This window comes from Cnuella takakiae (genome assembly GCF_001953305.1).
GTDB lineage: Bacteria > Bacteroidota > Bacteroidia > Chitinophagales > Chitinophagaceae > Flavisolibacter > Flavisolibacter takakiae.
In genome coordinates this window covers 3,341,040-3,356,508 of the sequence record NZ_MTFE01000010.1, presented here as the reverse complement: position 1 = coordinate 3,356,508, position 15,469 = coordinate 3,341,040, and the positions used below count along the sequence as shown (strand labels likewise).

The window sequence follows — 15,469 nt, the reverse complement described above, 5'->3', positions numbered from 1 at the left end:
CCATATGCATTACCGGATCACAACCCTAATAACCCTCCTTATTATAGGTGCCAGCATTTGGGTAGCCTGCTCCTCGGGTGGGCAGGGTAGCAGCGACATCCTTCCCGATGAGGTGAGTTACAATTTTCATATCCGGCCCATTCTTTCTGATAAGTGTTTCAAATGCCATGGACCCGATAAGAACAAGGTGGAAGCCAGCCTGCAATTACACGATGCCGCTCATGCCTATGCCCCGCTTACCGAAACGAAGGGCGGTTTTGCCATTGTGCCGGGAAAGCCAGAGGAGTCTGAGTTGATCGCCCGAATCAGTTCTGAAGATTCAGATTACCTGATGCCTACACCCGAGGCGCACCTGGGTCGGCTCAATGCCTACGAGGTAGCCCTTTTCAAAAAATGGATAAAACAGGGTGCTCGCTACGAACCCCATTGGGCGTTTACTCCTCCCCGTAAGCTAAGGCTGCCGCAAATTGCCGATCCTAAATGGGCCAGGAATGAAATAGATTATTTTATTGCCGAAGGTTGGAAGCGTTCCGGCTTACAACCCAACGAAGAAGCAGGAAGGGAGCAATTGCTTAAGCGGATTTGTCTTGACCTTACCGGCTTGCCACCCACATTGGAGCAGCAGGATGCCTACTTAGGTGAAAAGGCAGATGGGTATGAACAATGGGTAGACAGGCTGCTGGCCACCCCGCAGTATGGTGAAAAGATGGCCGTGCACTGGCTGGATATAGCAAGGTATGCTGATAGTTATGGATACCAGGATGATAATATCCGCACCCAATGGCCCTGGCGCGACTGGGTGATACATGCCTTCAATAAGAACCTGTCGTACGATCAATTCTTAACCTGGCAGATTGCCGGCGACCTGCTGCCCAATGCCACCAAGGAACAGGTGTTGGCAACCGCATTTTTCCGCAACCACAAATACACCGAAGAAGGCGGGGTAGTACCCGAAGAATACCGGATTGAATATATTCTGGATAAAACCAAAACTTTCAGCAAAGGCATCCTTGGTCTTACGGCCGAATGCGCTCAGTGTCATGACCATAAATATGATCCTATTTCACAAAAAGACTATTACCAGCTTTTTGCTTTTTTCAATACGACCCGCGAACAGGGCTATGAAGGTGATGTAAGTGTTTCCAAGCCTGCAAAACACCCAATGCTGGAGATTTCCAAATCCGAAGTACAGGAGTTGCTGCGCTTTATCAATTTCCAGGATACAGGCAGGCTCACCGTTTCGGTGATGGGAGAGGCAGACACCTCGCGCAAAACCTATATCCTTGACCGCGGCGTTTACGACCGGCCCACCGAACCGGTACTTGCGTCGGCACCAGCGGCTGTAATGCCCTTTGATACGGTGCGGCTTTCCCGCAACCGGTTGGGCTTGGCTCAATGGACGGTTGATAAGCAAAACCCGTTGACTGCAAGGGTTTATGTAAATCAAATTTGGCAACAGCTATTTGGACAGGGCTTGGTAAAAACGTCGGGCGATTTTGGTATGCAGGGCGACCTGCCTACTCATCCGGCATTACTCGATTGGCTCACCGTTGATTTTATAGAGCATGGCTGGAATATAAAAAGGCTGGTAAAGCAAATAGTAATGTCCGCAACCTACCGCCAGTCGGCAAAAGTGCGCCCCGACCATTTGGCAAAAGACCCGGAGAACAAATGGTTGGCCCGTGCACCCAGGCACCGGATGGCAGCAGAAGGTGTGCGCGACCTAGTGCTGGCCAGCAGTGGTTTGCTCCACCGTACCATCGGCGGGCCCAGCGTAAAACCCTACCAACCCGAAGGCTTATGGGAATCGGCAACATCCGGGCGTGGGGTGCTGGCTACCTACCAGCAGGATACCGGGACCGCATTATACAGGAGGGGGATGTACACATTTATCAAGCTTACCGTTCCACCGCCATCTGCCATCATATTTGATGCCTCCAACCGGGACCAGTGTGAAGTAAAACGTAGCCAGACCAATACGCCCCTGCAGGCTTTGGTAATGCTCAATGATCCATTGGTGATGGAAGCATCGAGGGTGTTGGCACAAAAGCTTTCTTCGCAACAACAAAACCCTGATGATTGGATAAAAATAGCCTTCCGCCGCATTCTTTGCCGCCAACCCAGCAAGCGGGAGCTGGAAATGTTGCAACAATATTTTAAACAGCAGCAGGTCCAGTTTGCAAATGGCAAGCTCGATGTTGGCAAAACACTTTCGGTTGGTGCGTACCGGCAAATACCGGTTTCAAACCCTGCCGCTACTGCTGCCCTGATGAAAGTGATCCTCACCCTCTACAATCTTGAAGAAACCCTTTCAAAAACCTGAACATGGCCAATGAAGTGCTGGAGCATGCGCTCAATATGAACCGCAGGCGCTTTTTGGGTAAACTGAGTCTAGGCATCGGTTCGGTGGCCCTGGGCAGCCTGCTTATTCCCGACCTGTTCAGTGGCAGCCCCGATGAAGCAAGCCTGGTGGCTGGTTTGCCTCACTTTGCACCCAAGGCTAAAAGGATCATTTACCTGTTTCAAAATGGTGCACCCTCGCAACTGGACCTGTTTGATTACAAACCAAGGTTGGTGGACATGTTTGGCCAGGACCTGCCTGCTTCCATCAGGATGGGGCAAAGGTTAACGGGCATGACTGCCGACCAGGACAAGTTTCCCCTGGCTGGTTCTGCTTTTAAGTTCAGCAGATATGGCCAGGCAGGTGCCTGGATATCCGAATTACTACCCCATACCGCCAGCGTGGTGGACGACCTCTGTATTATCAAAAGCATGTATACCGAAGCCATCAACCACGACCCGGCACTAACCTTTTTCCAAACAGGCGCCCAGGTTGGCAACCGGCCCAGCATGGGTGCCTGGCTGAGCTATGGGCTGGGTTCGGAAAACAAGAACCTGCCGGCTTTCTGTGTGTTGCTATCCAAGGGTAAAGGCAATGGCCAGGGTGTTTATTCCAAGCTGTGGACCAATGGTTTTCTCGATTCGGTGCACCAGGGGGTGCAGTTTAGCAGCGGCGGAAACCCTGTTTTGTACCTCAACAATCATGAAAGCATCAGCCAGCAGGAACGCAGGATGATGCTGGACCAGGTGGCAGCCCTGAACGATGAAAACTATAAAACAATGGGCGACCCCGAGATTGCCGCTAAGGTGCAGCAATACGAAATGGCCTACCGGATGCAGACTGCCGTTCCGGAAATTACCGACCTGAGCAAGGAGCCGGAAAGCATCATTAAGCTCTATGGGCCTGATTGCCTGGTGCCGGGTACCTATGCTGCCAACTGCCTTTTAGCCAGGAAGCTTTCAGAAAACGGGGTGCGTTTTGTTCAACTATACCACCAGGGTTGGGACGGTCATGGCAACCTGCCGGGTGAAATCAGAGGGCAATGCATGGATACTGACCAGGCTTCAGCAGCACTTATTACCGATCTGAAACAAAGAGGTATGCTGGACGAAACCCTGGTGATCTGGGGAGGAGAGTTTGGCCGAACCAATTACTGCCAGGGTCCTTTGGCCCGCGATAATTACGGCAGGGATCACCACCCTCGTTGTTTCACCATCTGGATGGCGGGTGGTGGCGTTAAGCCAGGTGTTTGGGGCGAGACGGATGAATTTGGATACAATATCGTAGATGGGAAAGTACATGTCCACGATTTTCACGCCACTGTCATGCACCTGATGGGGCTCAACCACGAGCAGCTGACGTACAAACACCTGGGCCGCAGGTACCGCCTGACCGATGTTGCCGGTGAAGTGGTAAAAGGCATCATTGCTTAGGTATCCCTAAGCATTGCATCAAGCCGCTATTTAAAACTTAATACTCCGCTATGCACCGCCGAACTTTTATTCGCAATACAGGTTTTGCTTTATCAGCACTTCCAATGCAAGGTTTGTTGCACAACAGTGAATCAATAGTTTTGGGACATAATGCTAAAAGGTACCAGCTAGATACCAGTTGGAGCAGGGCCGATGCGGCCAGGTACCCGGTAAATGACTGCCACGAAATGGTTCAGGATCGAAAAGGCCGTATCCTGCTGCTCACCAACGATACCCACAACAATGTATTGGTGTATGACCAAAAGGGCAGGATACTGGATAGCTGGGGCAAGGAGTACCCCGGCGCCCATGGGCTGACCCTTTTTGATGAAGGTGGAAAAGATGTATTGTATATCTGCGACAATAACCGCCACCAGGTGATCAAAACTGAATTGAACGGAAATGTGTTGATGGTGCTGGATTACCCCAGGGAAAGCGGGTTGTACAGCAAAGCGGAAGAATACATTCCAACCGAGACAGCCATTGGCCCCGGTGGTGACATATATGTTGCTGATGGTTATGGCAAGGATTATATCCACCGCTATAACCCGGAGGGAAAATACCTGGGCTATTTTGGAGGCAGGGGAACCGAAGCGGGTCATTTGCTGAACGCTCACGGCATTACGGTGGACCACCGCGGCGCGGAGCCAACACTGGTGGTCAGTTCCCGTCAGCAACATGCTTTTAAGCGCTATTTGCTTGATGGCAAATACTTAAGCACCATTCACCTTCCGGGAGCCTGGGTGTGCAGGCCTGTTATCCATGGAAATTACCTGTATGCCGCAGTGCTGCAGTCGGACAGGGCACAGGGCAAACGCTCCGGTTTCCTGACTATATTGGATAAAGACTGGAAAGTTGTTTCCAACCCCGGGGGCAGCAGCCCGCAATACAAAGAAGGACAACTCCTGGAATTAAACCAGGAGCAATCCGTATTTGCTTACCCCCACGACATCTGTGTGGACCGGGACGAAAACCTGTATGTGGCCCAATGGAATTCAGGTAAGGTTTATCCATATAAACTAAAACCTATCAGCTGAGGGCTTTCAGTTAGCAAAGGGAATTATGAAAAGAACCCACACCTTTTTTTACAACGCCTGCTTTGCCCTAAATTGTTTGCTGCTTTTCCTCATCCTTTTTGAAAGCAGGATTGTCCTGCCCACCCTCTTGCAGGTAGTAGGACGTATGCACCCCATGATGCTCCATTTCCCGGTTGTAATGGTCATTGTTTCCCTTTTATGGGAGTTGTTTGCCGCCTCAAAAAATTGGGACAGCAAAGAATTAGTAGGAGATATTTTCCTTTTGGCATCTGCAGTCACATCGGTGTTTACCGCATTGGCGGGGCTCTTTTTATCGCGGGAGGCCGGCTATGATGCTGGTTTATTGGCTGGTCACAAATGGGGCGGCCTGGCCCTTTCGCTGCTTACCCTTTTTTTGTTTACCTGCCGACATTGGCTCCGTAACCAGTCCCATGCTTTGAAAGTTTTTGGGTTTGCCGGGTTTTTCCTGTTGTTGTTTACTGCCCACCAGGGCGCCAACCTTACCCATGGTGCCGGTTTTTTATCGGAGCCGCTCGTAGCTGCCGCCACACCAGAGCCAGTATTGCTTGAAGACGCACAGGTTTTTCCACACCTGGTACAACCCATACTCGAAACCAGGTGCGTGCAGTGCCACAATGAAAAGAAAAAGAAAGGTGATTTGCTGATGACCTCCTATGCTGCCCTGTTGCAAGGTGGAAAATCTGGTGCATTGTGGGATAGCCTTGCTGCAGACGGCGGCTTGCTATTGAAAAGGATTCACCTGCCCCTGACTGAAAAAAAGCACATGCCGCCACAGGGTAGGCCCCAACTTACAGAAGAAGAAATGGCCATCCTGGTTCAATGGATCCGGAAAGGCGCACCCAATGAGCAGCAGGTAATCACCCTTCAAGAGAACGACACGTTAAGGCAATTGGCAGCCGCTCAATTCAAAACTGCCGAATCGGAGGAATACCATTTTGATGCTGCTGATGCTGAGATAATAGCAAAACTGAATACCAATTACTGCCTGGTACAACCTATTGCTGAAGGAAGTGCAGCCCTTTCGGTTTCCTTTTTCAGCCCTTCCCAATTTAAACCTTCAATGCTCAAAGGTTTGCTTGCCATCAAAGAACAAATGGTCAGTCTCAACCTGAACGGAATACCAGTTACAGATGCTGAACTGGATGTGGTGGGCCAAATGAAGGCATTGCGCAAACTGAATCTGGGGTTTACCAAAGTAACCGGAACCGGCCTGTCCCAACTCAAAGACTTAAAGGAACTAAGGCAACTAACCCTTTCCGGTACCTCCGCAAGTGGAGCGGTGGCAGCGCTCCTGCCGCATTTGCCCAAATTGAAAAAGGTTGCTTTGTGGCAAACCAAAATGGAGCCGGCACAACTGGCAAGGTTCGCAACAGAGTTTCCTAAGCTGTATATAGAAAAAGGCTATAGCGGGGATTCCGTAACCATCAGGCTCAATCCTCCTGTGGTGGACAATAAAGAAACGGTAATCAGGGATGCGGTGGACCTGAACCTGAGGCATGTTGTAAAAGGAGCCGAAATACGTTACACCCTCGACGGATCGGACCCGGATAGTTTGCTGTCGCCTGTTTTTACAGGAAACGTGAAAGTAGACCGGAGTATGGTGGTTAAGGCAAAAGCATTTAAACCGGGATGGATCAGCAGTGCGGTAGTGGAAAAACACTTTTTTCGAGCAGGCATCAAACCCGACAGCATCCGGCTGCTTACCCCACCCGACCCACAATACAAAGCGGTGGGTGGTGCAGCGCTAGCCGATGCAAAGAAAGGCGACCTGAATTTCAGGAGCGGGCTTTGGCTGGGGTATAAAGACAAGCCAATGATGGCAATTATCTTTTTATCCAAGCCTCAAAAGGTTTCAGCTATTTCGTTGAGTACCCTGGTTGATGTAAACAGTTACATTATGCCTGCCTATAAGGTTACGGCATGGGGAGGCAAAAAGGCCGGAGCACTAAAATTGTTGACCAGCTTTAAACCTAAGCAACCTGGGCAGGGGAGTGGCGGTACACTTGCGGGTATTGATCTTCCCTTTGAACCCCAGGAAATGGCAATTTTAAAATTGGTGGTTGAACCTGTTCCTGTTCTTCCTGGTTGGCATCCGGGGAAAGGGCAAAGAGGCTGGTTCTTTGTAGATGAAGTTTTTATAAATTAGGTGAGGCTCATCTAGTGTGGATGTTATTTCTACTTATAAGGGATACAAGGATTGTTAAAGATTCTTCCTGCTATTTTGAAGTATCGTTTAAATAAATACTTTTGCTAACACTGTTAACTTACCTAACGTTATCATGGGAATCGCTGAAAGAAAACAAAGGCAGAAAGAGGAAGTAAGGGCTTCCATTCTCCGCGCCGCCTGGAACCTGGTGGAGCAGGAGGGATGGCAGGCGCTTTCTATCCGCAAAATTGCCGATGCAATTGAGTACAGCGCTCCTGTTATTTACGATCATTTTCAAAACAAAGAAGGCATCTTACTGGAATTTACCCGCAGGGGGTTTCAGTTGCTGAACACCCGGATACAGGAAGCTTCTGCAAAACCGGCCACACCTGAAGAAAGGTTAGCAGCCATTGCCAATGCTTATGCTGCTTTCGCTTTCAGCCATACCGAGTATTACCAACTGATGTATGGTTTGGGAATGCCCAGTTGTGAAACGGTAAAGCAAATTCCTGAATTGAGCTTGTTTACGGATTTGGTAATGGCACCCATCAAGGAATTGATTGCCGGTAACCCGGCAAGTTGCAGCGACGCATGGCTGAAGTTGCATACATTTTGGTCCATGCTCCACGGTCTTATTTCTATTAATATGATGGGAAAGGAAAAAGGTCCCGGTGATCACCAGGAAGCGGTAATGCAGGATTTCCTGCAAAGTTTTATCCGTGGTTTGAAAGGATAATTTTTTTGCCTTGAATGTTAACAGTGTTAGGAATAATAATAACGATACTAAATACAACACTATGAACCTAATCGACGCTTTAAATTGGCGCTATGCTGCCAAGAGAATGAATGGTAACATCGTACCCGCAGAAAAAATTCAAAACATAATAGAAGCAGCCCGGTTGGCTCCTTCTTCCATGGGGTTGCAACCATATAATGTATTGGTGATCTCCAACCCTGAACTCAAGGCTAAACTGCAACCTGCAGCTTATAACCAACCCCAGATTGTTGAGGCTTCGCACCTTTTGGTATTTGCCGCATGGGAAAACGTTACTGCCGAGCATGTAGAGACTTATATCAATGATATTGCGGCTACCCGTGGCATACCCGCTGAAAGCCTTGATGGCTTTAAAGCATCCCTGATGGGAATTGTAAATGGCCGCACACACGAGCAAAAACATGAGTGGGCAGCCCGCCAGGCCTATATCGCTTTTGGTACCGCTATTGCTGCCGCTGCTATCGAACAAGTGGATGCCACACCCATGGAAGGTTTTGTTCCCGACCAGGTAGATGCTATCCTCGGCCTGCGCGAAAAAGGCCTGCGTAGCGTAACCATTCTTGCCTTGGGTTACCGCGATGCCAGTACCGATTTCCTCGCCACTTCCAAAAAGGTGCGCCGTTCAAGGGAACTGTTCGTTGATGAATTAGCATAAAATAGTGGGCACCACCTTATAGGTTCTGCCCTGAGACCTTGTTGTTCGATAGCCGGCCTATTGGCTCTTATTGTCAGATGACCTGTATGGTTCTGATTGGCCCAGTTTTATAGTTTGGTTATTATTAAAGTGGCCGGCTATCTGCAACAACCTTTAAATGTGTAATTTATGAATGCCCCGCACAAACCCGTACTGGCCATCTACACTGCCGGTTATACCGATTACGATGGGTTGGATACCTGGCGGGCCATGCCTTCCCGCACCATTGCCATTGAGCAATTTGAACCTTTTATCTTTCTCAACCACCATGGTCCGCAGGAGTTTGCCCCCGGCAACAATGGCCTGCCTTTCGGCCCACACCCACACAAGGGTTTTGAAACAGTAACCTTTATTATTACCGGAGACCTGATGCACCAAGATAGTACCGGCTTTTCCAGTAATATACAGGAAGGCGGTATTCAGTGGATGACAGCAGGAAAAGGCATAATCCATTCCGAAACGTCTTCCGACCTGTTCAAGGAACAAGGTGGGCCAGTTGAAATCTTGCAGTTGTGGGTAAACCTGCCTGCAAGTTTGAAAAATGTTGATCCGGCTTACCGTGGATTGCAAAAACAGGATATTCCGGCCTTGTCCCTGCAGGAAGGAAAGGTCAACCTGAATGTTGTTTCCGGAAAATGGGAGGAAACGGCTGCCCCAATTCAATCGCTTTCGGATGTGCATTTGGCAACTGTACAACTTGCTGGGGGAGCTTCCTGGTCATTTACGGCACCCGAAGGCCGCCGCATTTTATATTATGTAATCAGGGGCAACGCTACGGTAAATGGTTCAGAAGTTGCTACCCACGACCTGGTTGATTTTGGAATGGAGGGAACCCTGGTGCATACTTTGGCCAATAGCGATATCCTGCTGCTCGTAGGGCATGCTGCACCTAATGAGGAGCCAATCATTGCCCATGGGCCATTTGTAATGAATACACAGGAAGAGATCAGACAAGCTTTTGTTGATTACCATGACGGAAGGTTGGGTAAATGGCCGGAGTGAAAATTTGCGGCAAGCTTTAACACAACAAAATGCCTTGTTTACGGTTTAAACATGCACCGGGTATCAACTGTTTACAAGTAAAACCATGTTGATTTTCCCGGCTTAATATACATGCAAATGAAGAACGTCAAAGAAATACCCCCTATAATTGAACCTAGGGATATTGTGGTAGGTGATCCTGCTGCAAGAGTTACGATCATGGAGTTTGGCGATTACGAAAGCGAAGCTTGTGTGCAGGCCAACGAAGTGGTAAAAGAACTGCTGGAGCAATACAATGGCAAGATCAATTTTGTTTTCCGCCATTTCCCGCTCACCCGTATTCACCAGCGGGCACACAAGGCTGCAGAAGCCGCCATTGCTGCGGGACAGGAAGGGAAATTCTGGGAAATGCACCAGGCTCTTTTGGCCAACCGCCGCAACCTGGGACTGATTTCCCTGAAGGGTTATGCCAGGGAAGTAGGCGTAACCAACAAACGCTTTCTGGATGACCTGATGAATGGAACCTATGGCTGGCAGGTGCAAGGCGATTTGCAGGAAGGCTTGAAAATGGGGGTTCGCGATGTGCCTTCGTTTTTTATCAACGGACAAAGGTTTGAAGGCACACCCAGTACCCGCAACCTCAAGGCCGTAATTGGCGGGCTGCTTGAAAATGAATCGGACTTGCCGGTTAAGGCTAAAAAGCGTAGGGCTTAAGCCTTTTGCTTTTTATTGTCTTAGAACACAGTTGATGCTGTTCAAAAAATAATATCATGAAAATCGACATCTGGTCTGATATCGCCTGTCCTTTTTGCTATATCGGCAAACGCCACCTTGAGCAAGCCCTTAATAATTTTGAAGCAAAGGATAAGGTAGAGGTGCAGTGGCATAGCTTTCAATTAGACCCCACCACCAAGCCTGCTCCGGGTAAATCGTTGGTGGAGGAACTTTCTGCCAAAAAAGGATGGAGCCTTGCCCAAACCGAAGGCATGATGCAACAGGTAACAGCACGTGCTAAGGAAGCCGGTCTTACTTTACGGATGGACCGCACGGTAACTGCCAATACCTTTGATGCACATCGCCTTACCCATTTGGCAGCACAGTACCAGCAACAGGATGCTGCGGAAGAAAGACTGTTCCAGGCCTACTTTGAAAAAGGTTTGGACATAGCAGACCATTCTGTCCTTGAAGATATTGGCACCAGCATTGGGCTACCCCAGGCCGAACTTAAAGAAATATTGTCTACCCAAAAATTGGGTGACGCAGTGCTACAGGACATCCTGATGGCGCAGCAGATGGGCGTAAATGGGGTTCCGTTTTTTGTGTTCAATGATAAATATGCCGTTTCGGGAGCGCAGCCGGTAACAGCATTTAAACAGGTACTACAACAGGTTTGGGAAGAAGAACAACCACAAAGTACAGCGGCCGGTTTTTGTAGCATTGATGGCAACTGCTGAAAAATAGTACAAACCCCGCAAGTGCGGGGTTTGTACTATTAAGCCTTTTTTTTGTAAGTAGTAGTTGAATTACAACTGGTCTATTCTCACCCAGCTCATACCGGCTGCTTTGGCTGCTTCCACGCCCGGTACACCGTCTTCGAACACCATACAACGCTTAGGATCTACCCCCAGCTTTTCTGCAGCCAGTAAAAAAGGATCCGGGAACGGTTTGCCTCTTTCCGTATCATCGGCACAAACCAGTACATCCAACAGGTGGTCGATACCCAAAACGGAAAGTGTTTTGGAAACGGTGCTGCGCCTGCCGCCCGACACCACGCCGATCTTAACCTTACCTGCATGCGCTTTCAGGTGATCAACTACATAGGGAATGGGTTGGGTGTGCTCGATAAAATCATCAATAAAAGTTTGTGATTTGCGGCGGGCAAAATCATGATGATCGAAGGTGGCACCATAACGCTTGCAGATTTCTTCTGCCACTGCCACGGTAGGCCAGCCGGCCAGTTCATCAATCAAAGTGGCATCCAGTTCCACGCCGTGTAGCTGGCAAACTTTTACATAAGCGTTTTTATGCGCCTGCATATTATCGGCCAGGGTGCCATCGCAATCGTACAAAAATGCGTCGAAGCCTTCGGCAGTAAGCCGGGTTAGTTGCTCCAGTTTATCTAAAAAAGTGTTTTCCATTATTTATAGTATGCTTTGTTCAGCTTTATGGTTTCCGTATGCGGTGCAAAGTTAACGCCATACAGCTAAACAGCTTACCGGACAAGGGTAATGGTACCTTTATAGGTTTTGGAATCTTTGGATAATGATAGGTAGTAGACATAAGTACCTGCAGGCAGAGGCAACCCCCTGAGGTTGCCGTCCCATGCCACTTTTGCTCCCTTGTTTTCGTACACCATGAAACCATCCCGGCTATACACCCGTACCTGTGCTCCGTCGCTTTGCATCAGGAAGGGAATCTGCCAGCGGTCATTAATGCCATCCCCGTTTGGAGTAAAGGAATTGGGTATAAATACATCTGCTGGTGCCAGGATGCCTACTTCGTCCCATGCGGAACAACCTTCCGGTGTTGTTGCCGTGAGGCGGTAAACCTGGTCGGACAAAGGACTTGCAAGCGGTTGAAGCCTGCTCACGTTGTTCAGGCCGGTGCCCGGAGTCCACTGGAACCGAAGGTTTTGCCCAATTGCTGAAGCCCGGATAGTTTCCGTTTTTCCTTGCCTGATGATCATATCAGGACCCGCATTTACCCGGGGAGAAGCGGAAACTCTTGCCGTTTGTATGGCAACACTGGTGCAACCCTGGTTGGTGGTGTAGGTGTAAGAAATGGGATTGCTGCCCATCTGGGCAAGTGCCGGAGTGAAGAAGCCCGAAGGCTGTATGCCATTGCCAGAAAACCAACCTTTGCCTGGAAGCCCGTTTTGCAGCTGGGCTTGGGTAATGGTATACTGAGGATCGGCACTGCAAAATGCAGGCAGGGTATCAAAGCGCAATTGGGGCAGGGCATCCAGCACCACTGTTTTTTCTGCAACCGAATAACAGGACTGACCAGAGTATGCCACCATCCTGATGGTATATTGCTTATTTGCCGGGTTGAAAAAGGATGGCATTTGGAACCGGTAAGTGCTGTCTTTTTTTGGTAGCAGGTCGATTGTTTTCTGGGTGGCATCAACGCCATAATTCCAGTACAATTCCATTTTCACGAGTTCTCCTACATCCACCTGGCTTTCGTTTTTTACCAGGATGGCTCCGTCACTACACTGCCGAAGTCCATTTAGCAGGCTGAAATGAGCTTCGGGCACAGATCCGTTGATATAAAGTTGCTGCACCAGGGTGTCTGCACAGCCGTATGCTGAATTGACCACAAGGGTTACAGGGTACATACCCGTTGCCCGGTACTGGTGTCTTGGGTTCTGAAGGGTGTCCGTATTGGTAATGGATTGATTTGCATCGCCAAAATTCCAGGTGTAACGCAAAGCCGCCTGTTCGCTGAGGGTAGTGGTGTTTAAAAACTCGGAATAAGGATCGCGGAGGCAACTACCCGGAATTTTAAACCCTGCCTTTGGTACAGCATGGACCAGGATTCTTTGGCTTGCGGGCATGCTGATACAGCCTTTATCACTTACCGCCACCAAATTGGTGATGTAATTTCCTGTGGTGCTAAACGAATGTATCTGCCTGCCAACGTCATTGCTAACCAGTGTTTTTCCATCACCAAAATTCCAGGTGTACCCGGCTATTGACCCGCTGCTGATGAAGGATTCGTTTACAAAGCCTATTTCCCTGCCCGCACATAAAGGCCCCTGTACTGAAAAGCGGGCTTGGGGTAGCGGGTTGATGGTTATTTGCCTGGTTGCAGTATCAGATAAGCAGCCTATTTCATTGATCACCGAAGCGGCAATGGTATAGGTTCCAGGTTGCTGATACTGGGCGCTAGGGTTAGGAAGAACCGATTGGCTGCCATTTCCTAAATTCCAGCTGTAGGCAACTGCAGCAAGGTTGCCGCCCGGTTTATACAGCTGCTGGAGGAAAACGGTGTCGCCCAGACATGCCCTGGTGGTAATTGAAAAGTCGTGCTCGGCGGAAGGGGTGACTACAAGGTCGTGTTCCAGTTCTACTTCGGAGGTACAGCCATCGCCAATATTGCTGGTAGCAATTACTTTAACCGGGTAGGTGCCTGCTGCAGGCGCTTTCAGCCAACCTGGAACGGTATAGCGGTATACGGTTTTGCCGTTGATCTGCCAGCTGGAGTCATACTGTGGCGTAAGCAGGTCCTGGTTGGGCAGTACGTCATTAAAGTTCCAGTGGATGGCCTGCGGCTGGAAGGGGAAGGTAATAGACAGGCGAAATGGCGCTCTGGAACAGGTGGCTGCATAATCCAGTGACGCATACTGGTTTTGGACAGCTGCAAACTGGTACAGGTCGCGAAGGCGGGCACCTCCGGAGTAACCATAACTTTCTGCAGATCCAAAACCATAAGCTACCACGTTGAAGCCCTGTGTACAGGTAAGTGTATGGGTTCCTTGCTGGGTAGGTATCTGGGCATAAGCAAAAGCATTGTCGCCGGGCACTACCTGGAAATTGTTGTAGGATAAGCCATCCAACCGGAAACTGTTGATGGCTGCCGTATCATTTGGCAAAACTACATTGAGGTAATGTGTTCTAATGTTTACCCCAGCTGGTTGCATGGCATTAAGGGTAACCTGTTTCAGGGTCTGGTCCACAGGGTTTAAGTATACCATTTCCGGATCACCCTGGCCATTGTTGCCTGCACAGCCTTCGGAAGGAAAGTACTGGGCCACCATGATGGCTTTATCCGATTCAATAACATAGGTGCTATTGCCCGAAAACTGGTAGTAAAAGTTATTGGTGAAAGAACTGGCAGGTACTACCTGTCCATTAACTTTTACGATCGATGTTGGATCCGGCCGTATGATGCGGTAAAAATTGTAACTGTTCTGCAGGGAAGGCGTTGCGATATACTTACGGCTCCAGGTGGCAGTGGGATATGCCTGTTGGTACAGGTTGTCGGAAGTGCCTGCGCTGGCGCAGCCAATGGATATTTTACTGCTGCCGCTAAAAACAGCGATCTTCTTACAACCCGAGCCAGTGTTTACCGACCGGATTCGTGAACCGGTAAGGTCAACACCTTTGTTGCCATTAGTGGTGCCCAACACCTGGTAAACTTGTCCCTGTTTTAATTGCACCAAAAAAGGCTGGTTGGCTGTACGCCCTCCTTTTGTTGCTGCCGAAGGGGTTATTTCTACAGAAGTGGTACCTGTATCAGCGGCCACCACAAAAAAGTAGGAGGAGCAATTTGCCTCATTGGACAACTGTTCAAAATTTACGGAGTAATAATCCCTGCCGAGTGTATTGGTAGGCAAACAAACCGTTGCACCGGAAACCGCACTTACATAGATAAAACTGTAAACCACAACCGGTGCATCAGCGGTTACATGAATGCCCAGGTCGGACAAACCTTCATTAAACAGGGCTGCTGATCTTGGTATATCAACCGTGCTGATCTGGTTGGGAATAACGGCAATGCTTTGTTCAAAACCGGTACTTGGAATGGCCACTTTTGCTGTGGTTACCACATCTGAGGTGATATACAGTTGCATCTTTTCCGCACTGGTCTGGCCTGAGCCCTGGTTCACCATGCGCACATGGTGCCCGTAGCCAATCCAGAAATCCCTGCCCATATTGGAAAGTTGCTGACCCCAACAGGTTGTATCAAAAAGCAGTACCGAAATAAGTACCGCAAAGGATAAAAGTTTCTTGCTCATGAGATGATAAAATCCGGCAGTACCGGAAAGGAAAACATGGCAATTTACTTTTACTTGTCAGGGGGAGAAGTAAAATAGGGGTTTACATGAAATTTGGACTATGGGAAAACAAAATTACGTTTGTCCGATCCAGTTACCTGTTCTTGCGTTACATTAAAGCTTTGCACCTGGCTAATTATTGTGTATAAAACATTAATCCTTTGTCACAATTTTCTTTTGTAGTAGGAAAAATTTTGTGCAGTTAATCGGATCGATTAGGGCA

The 15,469-nt window shown here is 49.0% G+C and carries 11 protein-coding genes; 9 read left to right on the top strand and 2 right to left on the bottom strand.

Annotation, left to right across the window (positions count from 1 at the left end; all coding sequences use genetic code 11):
* Positions 1 to 4 precede the first annotated feature (4 nt).
* The 9 genes from BUE76_RS14625 (at position 5) to BUE76_RS14585 (ending at position 10,921) form a co-directional block, all read left to right on the top strand.
* Positions 5 to 2,323, top strand: a complete 2,319-nt coding sequence (locus BUE76_RS14625) for a PSD1 and planctomycete cytochrome C domain-containing protein (protein WP_073041179.1) — start codon at positions 5 to 7, stop codon at positions 2,321 to 2,323.
* 2 nt (positions 2,324 to 2,325) lie between these two features.
* Positions 2,326 to 3,774: a DUF1501 domain-containing protein gene (locus tag BUE76_RS14620; protein WP_073041177.1), complete on the top strand. Its 1,449-nt coding sequence runs from the start codon at positions 2,326 to 2,328 to the stop codon at positions 3,772 to 3,774.
* Positions 3,775 to 4,001: 227 nt separating this feature from the next.
* Entirely contained in the window at positions 4,002 to 4,850 is an 849-nt protein-coding gene (locus BUE76_RS14615) for an NHL repeat-containing protein (protein WP_245798319.1), read from the top strand.
* Positions 4,851 to 4,875: 25 nt separating this feature from the next.
* Complete coding sequence (locus BUE76_RS14610) at positions 4,876 to 7,017, top strand: chitobiase/beta-hexosaminidase C-terminal domain-containing protein (RefSeq protein ID WP_073041173.1); 2,142 nt, start codon at positions 4,876 to 4,878, stop codon at positions 7,015 to 7,017.
* A gap of 133 nt (positions 7,018 to 7,150) precedes the next feature.
* On the top strand, positions 7,151 to 7,753 hold the full coding sequence (locus BUE76_RS14605; RefSeq protein WP_073041171.1) for a TetR/AcrR family transcriptional regulator: 603 nt from the start codon (positions 7,151 to 7,153) through the stop codon (positions 7,751 to 7,753).
* Positions 7,754 to 7,814: 61 nt separating this feature from the next.
* Positions 7,815 to 8,447, top strand: a complete 633-nt coding sequence (locus tag BUE76_RS14600) for an NAD(P)H-dependent oxidoreductase (RefSeq protein ID WP_073041169.1) — start codon at positions 7,815 to 7,817, stop codon at positions 8,445 to 8,447.
* A gap of 168 nt (positions 8,448 to 8,615) precedes the next feature.
* On the top strand, positions 8,616 to 9,488 hold the full coding sequence (locus BUE76_RS14595) for a pirin family protein (protein ID WP_073041167.1): 873 nt from the start codon (positions 8,616 to 8,618) through the stop codon (positions 9,486 to 9,488).
* A 117-nt stretch (positions 9,489 to 9,605) separates the two neighbouring features.
* A complete protein-coding gene (locus BUE76_RS14590) occupies positions 9,606 to 10,181 on the top strand; it encodes a DsbA family protein (RefSeq protein ID WP_083596401.1) in 576 nt (191 codons plus the stop codon).
* A 56-nt stretch (positions 10,182 to 10,237) separates the two neighbouring features.
* On the top strand, positions 10,238 to 10,921 hold the full coding sequence (locus BUE76_RS14585) for a DsbA family oxidoreductase (RefSeq protein WP_073041163.1): 684 nt from the start codon (positions 10,238 to 10,240) through the stop codon (positions 10,919 to 10,921).
* Between the two features lie 69 nt (positions 10,922 to 10,990).
* Here BUE76_RS14585 and BUE76_RS14580 read toward each other — a convergent pair whose 3' ends face one another.
* The gene (locus BUE76_RS14580; protein ID WP_073041161.1) at positions 10,991 to 11,605 is read right to left on the bottom strand and encodes an HAD family hydrolase; all 615 of its coding nucleotides are present in this window, start codon (positions 11,603 to 11,605) and stop codon (positions 10,991 to 10,993) included.
* A 74-nt stretch (positions 11,606 to 11,679) separates the two neighbouring features.
* Positions 11,680 to 15,207: a gliding motility-associated C-terminal domain-containing protein gene (locus BUE76_RS14575; RefSeq protein WP_073041160.1), complete on the bottom strand. Its 3,528-nt coding sequence runs from the start codon at positions 15,205 to 15,207 to the stop codon at positions 11,680 to 11,682.
* Between the last annotated feature and the right edge of the window lie 262 nt (positions 15,208 to 15,469).

Bases quoted from the DNA above. Each gene is read 5' to 3' on its own strand.
- BUE76_RS14625 (WP_073041179.1), top strand. From the start codon at position 5: ATGCATTACCGGATCACAACCCTAATAACCCTCCTTATTATAGGTGCC.
- BUE76_RS14620 (WP_073041177.1), top strand. From the start codon at position 2,326: ATGGCCAATGAAGTGCTGGAGCATGCGCTCAATATGAACCGCAGGCGC.
- BUE76_RS14615 (WP_245798319.1), top strand. From the start codon at position 4,002: ATGGTTCAGGATCGAAAAGGCCGTATCCTGCTGCTCACCAACGATACC.
- BUE76_RS14610 (WP_073041173.1), top strand. From the start codon at position 4,876: ATGAAAAGAACCCACACCTTTTTTTACAACGCCTGCTTTGCCCTAAAT.
- BUE76_RS14605 (WP_073041171.1), top strand. From the start codon at position 7,151: ATGGGAATCGCTGAAAGAAAACAAAGGCAGAAAGAGGAAGTAAGGGCT.
- BUE76_RS14600 (WP_073041169.1), top strand. From the start codon at position 7,815: ATGAACCTAATCGACGCTTTAAATTGGCGCTATGCTGCCAAGAGAATG.
- BUE76_RS14595 (WP_073041167.1), top strand. From the start codon at position 8,616: ATGAATGCCCCGCACAAACCCGTACTGGCCATCTACACTGCCGGTTAT.
- BUE76_RS14590 (WP_083596401.1), top strand. From the start codon at position 9,606: ATGAAGAACGTCAAAGAAATACCCCCTATAATTGAACCTAGGGATATT.
- BUE76_RS14585 (WP_073041163.1), top strand. From the start codon at position 10,238: ATGAAAATCGACATCTGGTCTGATATCGCCTGTCCTTTTTGCTATATC.
- BUE76_RS14580 (WP_073041161.1), bottom strand. From the start codon at position 11,605: ATGGAAAACACTTTTTTAGATAAACTGGAGCAACTAACCCGGCTTACT.
- BUE76_RS14575 (WP_073041160.1), bottom strand. From the start codon at position 15,207: ATGAGCAAGAAACTTTTATCCTTTGCGGTACTTATTTCGGTACTGCTT.